The organism is Belnapia rosea (assembly GCF_900101615.1).
GTDB classification, from domain to species: Bacteria; Pseudomonadota; Alphaproteobacteria; order Acetobacterales; family Acetobacteraceae; genus Belnapia; species Belnapia rosea.
The window spans coordinates 455,744-469,582 of record NZ_FMZX01000001.1 but is presented as its reverse complement, the minus strand read 5'-3'; the positions used below and the strand labels follow the sequence as shown (position 1 = coordinate 469,582).

Sequence of the window (13,839 nt, the reverse complement as noted above, 5' to 3'; positions counted from 1 at the left end):
GGCCGGTCAGTCCGGCTGGATGTTGTTGCGACGGATGACCTCGCCCCATTTCTCCGATTCGCTGCGCATGAAGGCGCCGAACTCCTCCGCGCTGCCGCCGCCGGGGATGGCGCCCTGGTCGTGCAGTCGCCGGCGCACCTCCTCATCCTGCAAGGCAGCGATGGCGGCCCGGCGGATGGCGGCGAGCGGCCCGTCTGGCATGCGCACCGGGGCGAAGAGGCCATGCCAGTTGCTGGCATCCACCGTCGGCAGGCCGAGCTCGGCGAAGGTTGGTACATCGGGAATCCAGGACAGCCGCTCCTTCGTCCCAACCGCGAGCGCGCGCATGGCGCCCGCCTGGATCTGTGGGATCAGCACCGGCAGGTCGGCGAAGCCAAGCTGCACCTCGTTGCGCAGGATGGCGGTGGCGAGCTGGCCACCGGAGTTGTAGGCGATCTGCACGATGTCCAGCCCCGCCGCGGCCCGGAACTGCTCGCCCGCCAGATGCGGCATGGAGCCGTTGCCGGTGGTGCCGAAGTTGAGCGCGCCAGGCCGCGCCTTCGCATCCGCGATCAGCTCCCCGAGGCTGCGGTAGGGGGAGGAGGCAGGCACCACCAGCGGCTCCGGCACCAGCACGCCAAGGGTGACCGGCGCCAGATCGCGCAGCGGGTCATAGGGCGTGCCGCGTCCGAGCTTCGGCGCGATGGCGAGTGCCCCGGCACTGCCGATGCCGAAGGTGTAGCCATCCGGCGCGGCCTTCGCCACCACGTCGACACCGGTCATGCCGCCGCCGCCGGGGCGGTTCTCGATAATGACCGGCTGGCCGAGCGTCGCCGCCATGTGCGGCGCCACGATGCGGGCGACGATATCGCTCGGCCCGCCCGCCGCGAAGGGCACGATGAAGCGCAGCGGGCGGGACGGGAAGCCGTCCTGTGCCCGCGCCGGCCGGACGAAGGGCATGCCCAGCAATGCGGCCAGGACCTGGCGCTTTCTCATAGGTCGTTCCTCCGGATTGCTCGAATGTGGTCAGGCGAGGCCAGGCAGGCGGTAGAACCGGGCGGCGCTGCGCCAGAACAGGTCGGCCTTCTCCTCGGCGCTCGCGCCGGCCGCGATGCGCTTCATGGCGTTCCAGCCGACGGCATAGGAATGGCCACCCTTGTCCACGGGGAAATTGCTCTCGAACATGCAGCGCGCCGCGCCGAAGGTCTCGATGCAGCGCTCCATCCAGGGGCGCCAGGCCTCGGCCAGCTGGAGCGAGGTCGGGGCGCGTTCGCCCGCCTCGAAGCCGAAGCCCGGCAGGCGCATGCCGAGGCCGCCGAGCTTGACCATCACGTTCGGGCAGCCGGCCAGCTCCCGCAGGTTCGCCGACCACGCGGCGAAGACCTCGTCCCGCTTCCCGGCATAGCGGCCGATGCCAAGCACGCCGCCGCAATGGTCGAGCACGATCGGCACCTGCGGGAAGGCGCGGGCCAGTCCGGCCAGGCGGGGGATCTGGTGGAAGTAGAGCCAGGCGTCGAAGCCGAGGCCGAGTTCGGCGAGATGGGCGAAGCCGGCGCGGAAGGCGGGGCTGTCCAGCATGTCCTCGGCCGGCTGGTAGGCCGGGTTCAGCATCGCCGGGTCGGGATCCCAGGTGGCGATGTGGCGGATGCCGCGGAACCGCTTGCCGCCGGCGCGGAGATGCGCCTCCAGCACCGGGCGCACCCCATCGCCGAGCCGCAGGTCGGCGGCGCCGACGATGCCGGCGCAGGCGCGCACCGCTCCATAGGCGCCGCTGGCGCACATGGCGGCGACACCGTTGGCGAATTCGGTCTCGCCCACCGCGCGCATTGGCTCCGGCCCCTCGGCGCGCAGCATGGAGCGGGAGGACTGGATGTAGACTGTCGCCCGCACGTCATGGCCGCTGCGGAGGTCGACCAGCAGCTCGTCGAGCAGGTAGCGCCAGCCCGGCTGGTCCCAGAGATGGTGATGCGGGTCGATGATCGGCTGGCCCGGGTCCAGCGCCTCCTCCCGCGTCATCGCCAGCCAGTCCTCCCGCACCGGGATCTGGTGCCCATGCGCCGGGCCGCTCATGCGCGGTGCTCCGGGTCATCGAGTTCCGGGGCGAGGCTGCCGGGCAGGCCCAGCTCGAAGGCGTTCAGCGTCAGCGCGACCAGGCAGTAGTAGCCGAGGATGCCCACCAGCTCGACCATCCCGCGCTCGCCGAGGGCGTCGAGGCCCTGCCGGTAGAGCGGCGCCGGGACGCGGCCGCTGGCCAGCAGGGCGGAGGCGACGTCGTAGGCCGCCCGCTCCCGCGCATCGGCCAGCGCCGGCACCCGGCGCGCGGCGATGGCGGCAATGACCTCGGGGGCGAGCCCCGCCTTCAGCGCCTCGCGCTTGTGCGCGGTCCATTCGTGGTGCGAGGTCCAGTGCCGGGCGCAGACCAGGATGGCGAGCTCCGACAGGCGCGGCTCCAGCGTGGTCTGGTAGCGCAGCAGCTCGCCGAGCTTCTGGCCGCGCGCGGCGAGCTCCGGGTTGCGGATCCAGGCGATCATCGGCGCCGGTACGCGGCCGCGGATGCCGGCCATCGCCTCGGCGCAGGCGGCGCGCTGCTCCGGTGTCATCGCCGCCTCGGGCGGCAGGTCCAGGCGGGGCATGCGGTCAGTCCTCCATGTCAGGCGAGGGCCAGGATCGAGGCGGGGTCGCCGCCGAGGGCGTGGGTCAGGGCCGCGGCCTCGCGCAGCACCAGCGCCAGGCAGCGCGCCTCGGCTGCCGCGCCGAAGCGGTAGCGCGGCATGGTGATGCCGAGCGCGCCCGCGACGGCGCCCCGGCCGTCCAGCACCGGGGCGGCGATGGCCACGACGTCCGGCAGGCGCTCGCCATGGCTGACGATGGGCAGGCGCGGACGCGGCTCGGCCTCCAGCGCCACCAGCGCGCGGCCATAGGCGCCGATGCCGAGCGGCGCCATATCTCCCACCTGCGCCACGGTACGGACCGGTTGCGGGCTGTCCTGGCGGAACAGGCAGCGGCGCCGGTCGCCCTCGCGCACGAAGAAGGCCGCGCTTTCCTGGCTCTCGCCCCGCAGGCGGTCGAGCGCGGGCATCACCTGGTCTTCCAGCCGCAGGCCGCGGCGGAACCGCTCGCCCAGCACCAGCAGTTGCGGCCCGAGCGCATAGCCGCCCTGGGCGAGGCGCCGGACGACGCCATGGCTCTCGAGAGTGCCGAGCAGGCGGAGCGCCGTGGTCAGGTGCAGCCCGGCGCGGCGGGCGACCTCGGCCAGGGGCAGCATCGCATCCCCGTCCTCGAAGGCGCCCAGGATAGCGAAAGCGCGATCCACCGCGCGCACATTGCCCTCAGCCTCCGTCGCCTCGCGCGGCTGTGGCTCGGCAGCAGGCATCGGCACCTCGCCTGACATCCCCATCATTCAGCCTTCATAGCGTCTCCTTCCATTGTATGGAAGTCGCTTGCGCAGGATGAAAGGCCGATGGTAGCGATGCCGATGGCGGGGAAGGCAGGGCATCGCCCCCTCCCCGGCCGCGTCGCCCGGCGCCGGCACCAAGGGGGGATTGAGCATGTCGCAGCGTTTTGCGGGCAAGGTCGCCATCGTCACCGGCGCCGGCTGCGTCGGATCTGGCTGGGGCAACGGCCGCGCCATCGCCACCGGGCTGGCGCGCGAGGGCGCGACCGTGATCGGCGTCGACCGCAACCCGGAGAGCATGGCGGAGACGGCCGATCGGATCGCGGCCGAGGGTGGCCGCTTCGAGGCGGCGCAGCTCGACGTGACCGACGGCGCGGCCGTCGCCCGGCTGGTGGCCGACATCGCCGGGCGGCATGGGCGGATCGACGTCCTGGTGAACAATGTCGGCGGCTCGGCAGCCGGCGGCCCGGTGGAGATGGCCGAGGAGGTGTGGGACCTGCAGGTCGACACCAACCTCAAGAGCGTCTTCCTCACCCTCAAGCACGTGCTGCCGGTGATGGAGCGGCAGGGACAGGGCGCGGTGGTGAACCTCGCCTCGACCTCCGGCATCCGCTGGACCGGCGCGGCCCAGGTTGCCTATGCGGCGTCGAAGGCCGGGGTGATCCAGCTCTCCCGCGTCGTCGCGGTGCAGTATGCGGCAAAGGGCATCCGGGTGAACACCGTGGTGCCGGGCCAGATGCATACCCCGATGGTCGAGGTCCGCCTGGCCGGCCAGCGGTCGGGCGGGGACGTGGACGCGCTGGTGCGGCAGCGCCTGGCGCGCATCCCGCTGGGCTTCGCGGGCGACGGGCGCGACACGGCCCATGCGGTGCTGTTCCTCGCCTCCGACGAGGCGCGCTTCGTGACCGGGACGGAGCTGGTCGTCGATGGCGGAATGTCCGTCCGCTGCGGCTAGGGCCTGGCCGGCGAGGCTGGGTGTTTCCACCCGTCGGAAGTTTGCTCTAGCCTCGCCCCAAGGCCTTCGCCCGACGAGGACGCCACCCTGTGGCGGCGGGACGAAGCGGGAACCGGCAACGACCACGGGAGCGAGAATGACCGACATCCGATACCTGGCGCCGCGGACGCTCGACGAGGCGGTGGCCGCCTTCGCCGCGGCGCAAGGGGCCGCCCGCATCCTGGCCGGCGGCACCGACCTGCTGGTGCAGATGCGCGCCGGCGTGGTCCGCCCCGGCCTCATCGTTGACATCAAGAAGATCGGCGAGATGACCGAGATCGCGGAGACGCCCGAGGGCGGCTTCCGCATCGGCGCCGCCGTCCCGGGCGCGACGCTCGCCGAGCACCCGCGCTTCGGCAAGGCCTGGCCGGGGGTGCTGGAGGCGATCAACCTCATCGGCTCGAAGCAGGTGCAGGGCCGCGCCTCGCCCGGCGGCAACCTCTGCAACGGCTCGCCGGCCGGCGACAGCGTCCCCGCCATGATCGCCGCCGGGGCCGTCGTCACCATCCAGGGGCCGCAGGGCCGCCGCACCATCCCCGTTGAGGCCGTCCCGGCCGGGCCGCACCGGACCAGCCTGGCGCCGGGCGAGATCCTGGTGAGCTTCACCCTGCCGCCGCGCCCCGCCGGCGCCTCGGATGCCTATCTGCGGATGATCCCCCGCACCGAGATGGACATCGCCGTCGTCGGCCTGGGCGCCAGCCTGACCCTCAAGGACGGCGTGGTGACCGATGCCCGCATCGGTCTCGGCGCCGTCGCCCCCACCGTGCTGCTGGTCGAGGAGGCGGCGAAGGCGCTGATCGGCAGCCGGCTGGACGATGCAGCGCTGGAAGCGGCCGCCGCCGCCTGCCGCGCCGCCTGCCGGCCGATCGACGACAAGCGCGGCACCATCGCCTACCGCACCAGGGTCGCCGGCGTGCTGCTGAAGCGCACCGTCGCCATCGCCGCCGCCCGCGCCCAGGGAGGGAACTGATCCATGGCCAAGACCCATGTCAGCACCAGCATCAACGGCGAGCCGGTGGAATTCCTCGCCGATCCCGGCAGCAGCCTGCTCGATGCGCTACGCAACACGCTAGGCCTGACCGGCACCAAGGAAGGCTGCGGCACCGGCGATTGCGGCGCCTGCAGCGTCACCGTCGATGGCCGCCTGGTCTGCTCCTGCCTGGTGCTGGCGGTCGAGGCCGAGGGCGCCGAGATCGCCACCATCGAGGGCATGGCGCAGGGCGAGGCGCTGCACCCGCTGCAGCGCAAATTCCTCGAGATGGCCGCGCTCCAATGCGGCATCTGCACGCCCGGCGTGCTGATCTCGGCCCGCGCCCTGCTGGAGAAGAACCCCGACCCGACCGAGACCGAGGTGCGCTTCGGCCTCGCCGGCAACCTGTGCCGCTGCACGGGCTACGACAAGATCGTCCGCGCGGTGATGGAAGCCGCCGCCGAGATGCGGGAGACCGTCTGATGAACGTCATTACCGACAAGCTCCGGGTCGAGGACAACAAGTGGATCGGCCAGCGCACCATCCGCCCGGACGGAGCGGACAAGGTGACGGGCCGCGCCAGCTACGCGGCCGACAACACCATGCCTGGGATGATCTGGGGCAAGGTGCTGCGCAGCCCGCACGCCCATGCCCGCATCCGCTCCATCGACACCAGCAAGGCGGAAGCCCTGCCAGGGGTGAAGGCGGTGGTCACGGCGAAGGACATCGTCGACTTCCCGCTCGAGACCTCGGTCCTGCTCGGCATCCAGGACATGCGCTGGATGTGCCGCAACGTGATGGCGCGCGAGAAGGCGCTGTTCCATGGCCACCCCGTCGCCGCCGTCGCCGCGATCAACGAGGAGGTGGCGGTCGCCGCCTGCGCGCTCATCGAGGTGGACTACGAGGTGCTGCCGCATGTCATCGAGATCGAGGACGCGATCCGCGATGACGCGCCGATCCTGCACGACTTCGCCAGATTCGAGGGCAAGCCTTCCAACATCGCCGGCACGATGACGGCCAAGCTCGGCGACGTGGAGGCCGGCTTCGCCGAGGCCGACGTGATCGTCGAGCGGACCTTCCGCACCCGGCCGATCCACCAGGGCTATATCGAGCCGCAGGCCTGCACCGTCAGCTATTCCGCCGATGGCCGCGCGACGATCTGGAGCAGCAGCCAGGGCCAGTTCATGGTCCGCGCCATGACCTCCCTGCTGACCGGCGTGCCGCAGAGCAACATCCGGGCGATCCCGGCCGAGATCGGCGGCGGCTTCGGCGCCAAGACCATCATCTATCTCGAGCCTGTCGCCCTGCTGCTGTCGAAGAAGTCCGGCCGCCCGGTGAAGATGGTGATGACGCGGGAGGAGGTGATGCGGGCCACCGGCCCGACCTCCGGCTCCTTCAGCACGGTGAAGATCGGCGCGAAGCGGGATGGCACCCTCGTCGCCGCCAAGGGCGATTTCTACATCCAGGCGGGCTGCCTGCCCGGCGGGCCACTGCGCGGGCCGGTCGGCTGCGCCTTCGCGCCCTACGATATCCCGCATGTGCTCTCGGTCGGCTATGACGTCGTCTCCAACCGCTCCAAGGTCGCCGCCTATCGCGCCCCGGGCGCCCCGCTCGGCGCCTATGCGGCCGAAAGCGTGATCGACGAGATCGCCGAGCAGCTCGGCATGGACCCGCTGGAGCTTCGCCTGAAGAACACCGCCCGGTCCGGCACCAAGGCGGCCTATGGCGCGACCTTCGCCAAGGTCACCTTCGAGGAGACGATCGAGGCGATCCGCGACCATGAGCATTACAAGGCGCCGCTCGACCGCAACCCGCGCCCCGGCGTGAGGCGCGGCCGGGGTGTCGCCTCGGGCTTCTGGTACAATGCCGGCGGTGAATCCTCGGCGCAGGTCAACATCACCGAGGACGGCAACGTTGTCGTCACCACCGGCCATCCGGATGTCGGCGGCTCCCGCGCCTCGATCGCCAACGTCACCGCCGAGCTGCTCGGCGTCGACCACGGCCGCGTCTCGGTGCTGATCGGCGACACCGCCAGCATCGGCTACAGCAACCTGACCGGCGGCAGCCGCGTCACCTTCGCCTCCGCCATGGTGGTGACGCAGTCGGCCGAGAAGGTGATCGGCCAGCTGAAGGAGCGCGCGGCCAAGATCTGGAAGATCGACCCCGAGGCGGTGCATTGGGAGAATGGCGAGGCGCGGCCGGCCGGCCCGAATGCCGGCCAGTTCCCGCCGCTGACGCTCGCCGACCTCGCCGCCCGCGCCAGCGAGACCGGCGGGCCAATCGGCGCCGGCGTCCAGCTCAACACCGCGGGCGCCGAGCCCGGCTTCGCCACCCATGTCGTCGATGTGGAGGTGGATGTCGATCTCGGCATCGTCCGGGTGCTGCGCTACACCGCGGCGCAGGATGTGGGACGCGCCCTGCATCCGAGCTATGTCGAGGGCCAGATCCAGGGCGGCGTGGTGCAGGGCATCGGCTGGGCGCTGAGCGAGGAGTATCTCTACGACCGCCAGGGCCGGCTCGAGAATGCCGGCTTCCTCGACTACCGCATGCCGGTCTGCTCCGACGTTCCGATGATCGAGGCGGTGATGCTGGAGATCCCGAACCCCAAGCACCCGCAGGGCGTGCGCGGCGTGGGCGAGGCGCCGATCGTCCCGCCGCTGGCGGCGATCTCCAATGCCGTCCACGACGCGCTCGGCACGCGCTTCTACAGCCTGCCGATGTCGCCGCCGAAGGTGCTGGCACGGCTGGACGAAGCCTGACGCTGCCGGCTTCCAGTTAGTGTCCTTCCGCGGCTCCGCCGCGGAAGGCAATGCCGGATCCTGGACGCCGAGCGACCATCGAGGGCCCCGCAAAGCCGCGCAGCGGTTTTGTGGGGAGTTCTAGGCCGCGTCGGCCAGGATCATGTCGGCCGCCTTCTCGCCGATCATCATCGAGGGCGCGTTGGTGTTGCCCGAGGTCAGGGTCGGCATGACCGAGGCATCGGCCACCCGCAGCCCGGCGATGCCGTGCACCCGCAGCCGCGCATCGACCACGGCCATCGGGTCGGCGCCCATCCTGCAGGTGCCGACCGGGTGGTAGGTCGTCTCCGCCGTCCGCCTCACCCAGTCGAGGATCTCGTCGTCGCCGGCGCAGGCCTCGCCTGGGGCAATCTCCGCGACCTGCAGCCGGGCCATGGCGGGCGCGGTCATGATCCGGCGGGCAAGGCGCACCGCCCGCACCGTCAACTCGGCATCGACCGGCGAGGAGAGGAAGTTGAACCGGATCTCCGGCGGCCGGCGCGGATCGGCCACGGTGATGTGGATGTGCCCCCGGCTCTCGGGCCGCATCGGATGGGCGTAGCAAGTCATGCCGGACTGGCGCGACAGCCGCGGTCCGCGGGGGCCCGTCTCCATCAGCATGGGCACCCAGCCCAGCAGCAGGTCCGGCGCTTCCAGCCCCTCGCGTGACCGCAGGAAGGCCCGCAGTGGCGCGCCGACCATGGCCAGCATCCCCTCCCGCCTCAGGGCGAAGCGCAGCGCCTGGCGGGCCAGGCCGATGCCGCGGCCGGTGTCGTTGTAGGTGTGGCCAGGCGCGCCGACCGCCCAGCGGGTTCGCGGCGCGTAATGGTCGCGCAGGTTCTCGCCCACGCCGGGCAGCGCGTGGCGTACCTCGATCCCGAGGTCGCGCAGCCGGTCCGGCTGGCCGATGCCCGACAGCTCCAGCAGCTGCGGCGCGTTGATGGAGCCGGCGCTGACGACGACCTCGCGCCCGGCCCGCGCCTCCCGCACGGCGCCGCCGACCGAGTAGCGGACGCCGACGCAGCGCGCACCTTCGAGCAGCAGCGCCTCGGCCAGCGCGCCGGTCTCGACATGCAGGTTCGGCCGGCGCCGGGCGGGTGCCAGGTAGCAGGCGGCGGTGCTCATCCGGCGGCCGGCGGCGATGGTCGCCTGACTCATGGCGATCCCGTCCTGGGTCGCGCCATTGTAGTCCGGGTTGTGCGGGATCCCGACCTCCCCCGCGGCGGCGATCAGCGCGGCGTGGAGCGGCTCGCAGGGCCGCGGGTTGGTGACGCGCAGCGGGCCGTCCCGGCCGCGGAACCGGTCATCCCCGCCGCCCTCGTAGCGCTCCATGCGCTTGAAGAAGGGCAGGACATCGGCATAGCTCCAGCCCGGATTGCCCATCTGCGCCCAGGTATCGAAGTCCTGCGCCTGGCCGCGCACGAAGGCGAGGCCGTTGAGCGAGCTAGATCCCCCCAGCATGCGGCCGCGCGGCACGGGAAGGCGGCGGCCGCCGGTGGCAGCCTCGGGCTCCGAGGCATAGAGCCAGTTCACCGCCGGGTTGGCGATCATCCGGGCATAGCCGACCGGGATATGCGTCCAGGGACTGCCCGGCGGGCCGGCCTCCAGCAGCAGGACCCGGTTGACGGGGTTGGCCGAGAGCCGGTTCGCCACCACCGCGCCGGCGGATCCCGCGCCGACCACGATGTAGTCGTAGGTTTGCACCATCGTCAGGCCGCCGCGGCCTGGCGGTGGCACGCCGCCGCCCTGACCAGCATCGCCCCCTTCTCCGCGATCATGATCGTGGGCGCGTTGGTGTTGGTCGAGGTGACGGCCGGCATCACCGAGGCGTCGATCACCCGCAACCCCTGTAGCCCATGAACCCGCAGCTGGTCATCCACGACCGCCATGGCATCCGGCCCCATGCGGCAGGAGCACGCGGCATGGAACACCGTGGTCCCGGTCTGCCGCGCATAGGCGAGGAGCTCATCATCCGACCGCAGCTCCGGCCCGGGCAGGGTCTCCGCCACCAGGTAGCGCCGCAGGGCGGGGGCATTGAACCAGTCGCGGACCCGCCGCATGCCGGCGATGATGGTGCGCCGGTCGCGGTCCTCCGCCAGGTAGTTCGGGTTGATCGAGGGCTGGTCGTGTGGGTCGGCGGTGCGCGCCAGCACCTGGCCGCGGCTCTCGGGACGCATCTGCCAGAGGCCCGAGGTCATGCCGGGCTTGCTGTCGAGCTGCCGCGACACGCCGGGCGCATAGCTGGCCGAGGCGAAGAGCGCCTGCACATCCGGCGTCGCGGATTCCGGCAGGACCTTCATCGAGGCGGCGACGAGGGAGGCGGCATAGGTCAGCATCCCCCGCCCGGCGGCGACGTATTTGAGGACCTCGCTTGCGAAGCGCAGCCCGCGGGAGCGCTCGTTGAGCGTGGCGATGTCCCTCACCTCCGCCTGCACGCGCACGAGGAAATGGTCCTGGAAGTTCCGGCCGACCCCGGGCAGGGCGTGCCTGACCGGGACGCCGATGCGCCCGAGATGCAGAGGCTCGCCGATGCCGGAGAGCTGCAGGATGTGCGGCGAGCCGATGGCGCCGGCGGAGAGGATCACCTCCGCCCCGGCCATCGCCTGCGCGATCGCGCCGCCGCGGGAGAACTCGACGCCCACCGCCCGGGTGCCGTCGAGGATGATCCGGCGCACCAGCGCATGGGTGACCACCTGGAGGTTGGGCCGCCGCAGCGCCGGGCGCAGGTAGCTGCGCGCCGCCGAGGCCCGCCGCCGCCCGCCGCGGGTCTGCTGCACCCAGCCGATATGCTCGCCGAGGCCGTGCGGCAGGTCGTTCAGGTCGTCGCGGTGCTCCCAGCCCAACTCGGTGCCCGCCCGGATCGCGGCCTGGCACAGCTCCGGCTGATCCCGGGTGCGGGAGGTGTGGAGCGGCCCGTCCTGGGAATGCACCGCATCGGCCGGGCCCTCCCAGCGCTCCGACTTGCGGAACAGCGGCATGACGTCCTCCGAGGACCAGCCGCGGTTGCCGAGTTGCGACCAGTGGTCGTAATCCTCCGGCTGCGACCGGATGTAGATCATGCCGTTGATCGAGCTGGAGCCGCCCAGCACCCTGCCCCGCGGATAGGGGATCTCCCGCCCGTTCAGCCCGGCCTCCTTGTCGGCCGTGAAGCCCCAGGTCAGCGTCGGGTGCTGCAGCAGCTTCATGTAGCCGGCAGGGACATGGATCAGCGGGTGCCAGTCGCGCCCGCCCGCCTCGATCAGGATGACGCGCGTTGCCGGGTCTTCGGTCAGCCGGTTGGCCAGCACGCAGCCGGCCGAGCCGGCGCCGACGATCACATAGTCCGCCTGCATCTACTGCGCCGCCGCCGCCTCGAAGAATTTCCGCTTCAGGCCCTTCTGGTTCTCGTAGATGGAGCCCTGCTTGTCGGCGGGCGGCAGGGGCAGGCGGACCGGAACATCGGCGAGGCGCGGCGCGAGGCTCGACCGGCCGGCGGCCATCAGCGCGTCATAGGCCTCGAGCCCCTCGGGGAAGCCGAGCAGCGGCCAGGCATCGGCGGCGCGGAACTGGAACAGCAGCAGCCGACGCTCCTTGTTCGAGGTGTTGGGCGCCGAGCCGTGCACCGCGCGCACGTGGTGCACGGTGATCGAGCCCGCCCGGCCGGTCAGGGCCACGGCCTTCGCGTAATCCACGTCCCGGTTGGCCGGGTCCATGGCGCCGCAGAAGCGCCCCTCCGCATGGTGGTCGAAGACCGGCCCCTTGTGGCTGCCGGGGACGATCAGGAGGGGGCCGTTCTCCGGCTCCATGTCGTCCATCATGACGCCGACCGCGGCGAGGTCGTCGTTGGTGTGCGGGTAGAAGGCCCAGTCCTGGTGCCATTCCACCGCGGCGCCGAAGCCCGCCGACTTCATGTTCAGCTTCGCCGTGTCGAACCGGATGTCCGGCCCCCAGAGCGACTGCAGCACGGCGAGGATGCGCGGGTGCCGCACCAGCGCCGCATAGGCCGGATGGTGCAGGTGGGGCGACTTGATCCGCCGCACCCGCGGCATGGCCGGCGAATGGCTGTCCTCGAGGTCGTAAATGGCGTCGTGGGTGGCGACGCCACGGGCGCGCTCGACGAAGCCGTCCGTCACGCGGCGCAGCTCGGCCACCTCGTCCGGGGACAGGATGTCGGGGACGACGATGGCGCCGACCTCGTCGTACTCGCGTTTCTGGGCATCCGTGAGCATCGGTTCCTCCCTTGGAGCCTTTTCCGCTCGGCTGCGCTCGCGGACGCGGCTCCAGCCTGTTGTCTGGGCGAGCAAATTTCCCCTTCGGGGTTTGCTCTAACGATACCAGCGCCGCGCGGCGCGCACCGCGTCGCGCAGGCTGTCGGCCGGGCGGGCTTCACCGGTGGCGACGCGGGCGAACATGTCGACCAGCACCCAATTCTCGGCGACGGCCCCGGCGGCCGGGGTGATCGGGCCGGCATAGCCCTCGTAGAAAGGCGTATCCATGGCGTCCCGGTAGACGGCGAGCTTCGGGTCCGACGACCAGACCGCGCTCTCGCCATAGGCCTTCAGCGGCTGCGACCAGTAGCCGAGGCAGCCGGTCAGCCAGGGGTCATACTGTTCGGCCTCCATCATGAAGCGCAGATAGGCCTTGGCCGCGTTGGGCGCCGGGGTGTAGCGCGGCACCATGCCGACCAGGGTCAGCGCCGTCTCCGGCGCCTTGCCCGCCGCGCCGTGCGGCATCTCGGCATGCCCGGTGTCGGCAGCGAGGGCGTTCTGCGCCGGATCGGTCGAGGTCTTCAGCGAATAGTAGACGGAGACGCCGTTCTGGGTGAGGCCAATCTCGCCGCCGATGAAGGCGCGGTTGTTGCTGACGCCGCTCCAGCCCATGGTCCCCGGGATCATCGTCTCCTGCATGGCGCGGGCATAGTCGAGCGCCCGCAGCGTCTCCGGCGTGTCGAGGGCGACCTTCCCGGCCTCGTCCACCAGCCTGCCACCATGCGACCAGAGCAGCCAATTGGCATAGCCCGGCGCATCGCCCGGGGCGTGGCTCAGCGGGAAGCCGCAGGGATGGCCGATGCGCTTCAGCGCCTGGCAGAGCCGGAGGAACTCGCCGAGGTCGTTCGGGATGCCGTCGAACCCGGCCGCCTTCACCCAGGAACGGCGGTAGACGGCGGGGCCGGTGGTGCCGCCCATGGGCAGGCCGAGCCAGGCGCTGCTGCGCCAGCGCTGGCCATAGACCCTGGCCAGGTCGTACCAGCCGCCGTACCGGGCGCCGAGATACTCGGCCAGGTCGGTCACCTCCAGCAGCTTGTCGGCGTAGATGTGCGCGTCGGCGCCGAAGCCGATCAGCACGTCGGCGCCCTTGCCGGTGTTGAAGGCAACGGCGACCTGCACCGGCATGTCCGGCCAATTCACGTAGTCGATCCGCACCTCGATGCCGGTCTGCTCGGTGAAGCGGCGGGTGTTCTGGTTGAAGATCGCCTCGTCGGGATCGATGTACTTCGCCGGCCGGAGCACCCGCAGCCTGGCGCCCGGCTCCGGCACGAGGCGCGGCGCCGGCACGTCGGCCACGGGGATGGCCCGCGCCGGCAGCGCCGCCCCGGCCAGCATTCCCGCCGCCAGGCCCATGGTCTGGCGACGCCCGATGATCGGTCGCATGCACGTCTCCGCCCAAGGGTGTTGCCCCCGTTGCGGACAGGGTATCGGCAGGAACGGGCCGCCGTCGAGCGGGAATGCCGGACGGGGCCCCGGCC

At 71.7% G+C, this 13,839-nt stretch carries 12 protein-coding genes; 4 read left to right on the top strand and 8 right to left on the bottom strand.

What is annotated here, in order from left to right; genetic code table 11:
* Window positions 1–6 precede the first annotated feature (6 nt).
* The 4 genes from BLR02_RS02280 to BLR02_RS02265 are packed head-to-tail and all read right to left on the bottom strand — an operon-like array spanning window position 7 to window position 3,379.
* Entirely contained in the window at window positions 7–975 is a 969-nt protein-coding gene (locus BLR02_RS02280; protein ID WP_090660064.1) for a Bug family tripartite tricarboxylate transporter substrate binding protein, read from the bottom strand.
* 30 nt (window positions 976–1,005) lie between these two features.
* Window positions 1,006–2,049 carry an amidohydrolase family protein gene (locus BLR02_RS02275; RefSeq protein ID WP_090660061.1) on the bottom strand — a complete coding sequence of 348 codons (1,044 nt, stop codon included), beginning with the start codon at window positions 2,047–2,049 and terminating at the stop codon, window positions 1,006–1,008.
* Entirely contained in the window at window positions 2,046–2,612 is a 567-nt protein-coding gene (locus BLR02_RS02270; protein ID WP_090660058.1) for a carboxymuconolactone decarboxylase family protein, read from the bottom strand. The genes BLR02_RS02275 and BLR02_RS02270 overlap by 4 nt, the downstream gene beginning before the upstream one ends.
* A 17-nt stretch (window positions 2,613–2,629) precedes the next feature.
* On the bottom strand, window positions 2,630–3,379 hold the full coding sequence (locus BLR02_RS02265; RefSeq protein ID WP_090660055.1) for an IclR family transcriptional regulator: 750 nt from the start codon (window positions 3,377–3,379) through the stop codon (window positions 2,630–2,632).
* A gap of 148 nt (window positions 3,380–3,527) precedes the next feature.
* Here BLR02_RS02265 and BLR02_RS02260 point away from each other — a divergent pair, with 148 nt between their 5' ends.
* From BLR02_RS02260 to BLR02_RS02245, 4 genes are all read left to right on the top strand, one after another.
* Window positions 3,528–4,328: an SDR family NAD(P)-dependent oxidoreductase gene (locus BLR02_RS02260; RefSeq protein ID WP_090560760.1), complete on the top strand. Its 801-nt coding sequence runs from the start codon at window positions 3,528–3,530 to the stop codon at window positions 4,326–4,328.
* Between the two features lie 136 nt (window positions 4,329–4,464).
* Entirely contained in the window at window positions 4,465–5,337 is an 873-nt protein-coding gene (locus BLR02_RS02255) for an FAD binding domain-containing protein (RefSeq protein ID WP_218127309.1), read from the top strand.
* Between the two features lie 3 nt (window positions 5,338–5,340).
* A complete protein-coding gene (locus BLR02_RS02250; protein WP_090660052.1) occupies window positions 5,341–5,820 on the top strand; it encodes a (2Fe-2S)-binding protein in 480 nt (159 codons plus the stop codon).
* Entirely contained in the window at window positions 5,820–8,096 is a 2,277-nt protein-coding gene (locus tag BLR02_RS02245; protein WP_090660049.1) for a xanthine dehydrogenase family protein molybdopterin-binding subunit, read from the top strand. Before BLR02_RS02250 ends, BLR02_RS02245 begins: the two co-directional genes overlap by 1 nt.
* Before the next feature lie 120 nt (window positions 8,097–8,216).
* On the opposite strand, the gene BLR02_RS02240 is transcribed toward BLR02_RS02245, so the two are convergent.
* From BLR02_RS02240 to BLR02_RS02225, 4 genes are all read right to left on the bottom strand, one after another.
* Window positions 8,217–9,851, bottom strand: a complete 1,635-nt coding sequence (locus BLR02_RS02240; protein WP_218127837.1) for a GMC family oxidoreductase — start codon at window positions 9,849–9,851, stop codon at window positions 8,217–8,219.
* The gene (locus BLR02_RS02235; RefSeq protein ID WP_090660046.1) at window positions 9,824–11,446 is read right to left on the bottom strand and encodes a GMC family oxidoreductase; all 1,623 of its coding nucleotides are present in this window, start codon (window positions 11,444–11,446) and stop codon (window positions 9,824–9,826) included. Before BLR02_RS02235 ends, BLR02_RS02240 begins: the two co-directional genes overlap by 28 nt.
* Complete coding sequence (locus BLR02_RS02230; RefSeq protein WP_090560756.1) at window positions 11,447–12,322, bottom strand: phytanoyl-CoA dioxygenase family protein; 876 nt, start codon at window positions 12,320–12,322, stop codon at window positions 11,447–11,449.
* 96 nt (window positions 12,323–12,418) lie between these two features.
* The gene (locus BLR02_RS02225) at window positions 12,419–13,744 is read right to left on the bottom strand and encodes an ABC transporter substrate-binding protein (RefSeq protein WP_090560755.1); all 1,326 of its coding nucleotides are present in this window, start codon (window positions 13,742–13,744) and stop codon (window positions 12,419–12,421) included.
* Window positions 13,745–13,839: the final 95 nt, after the last annotated feature.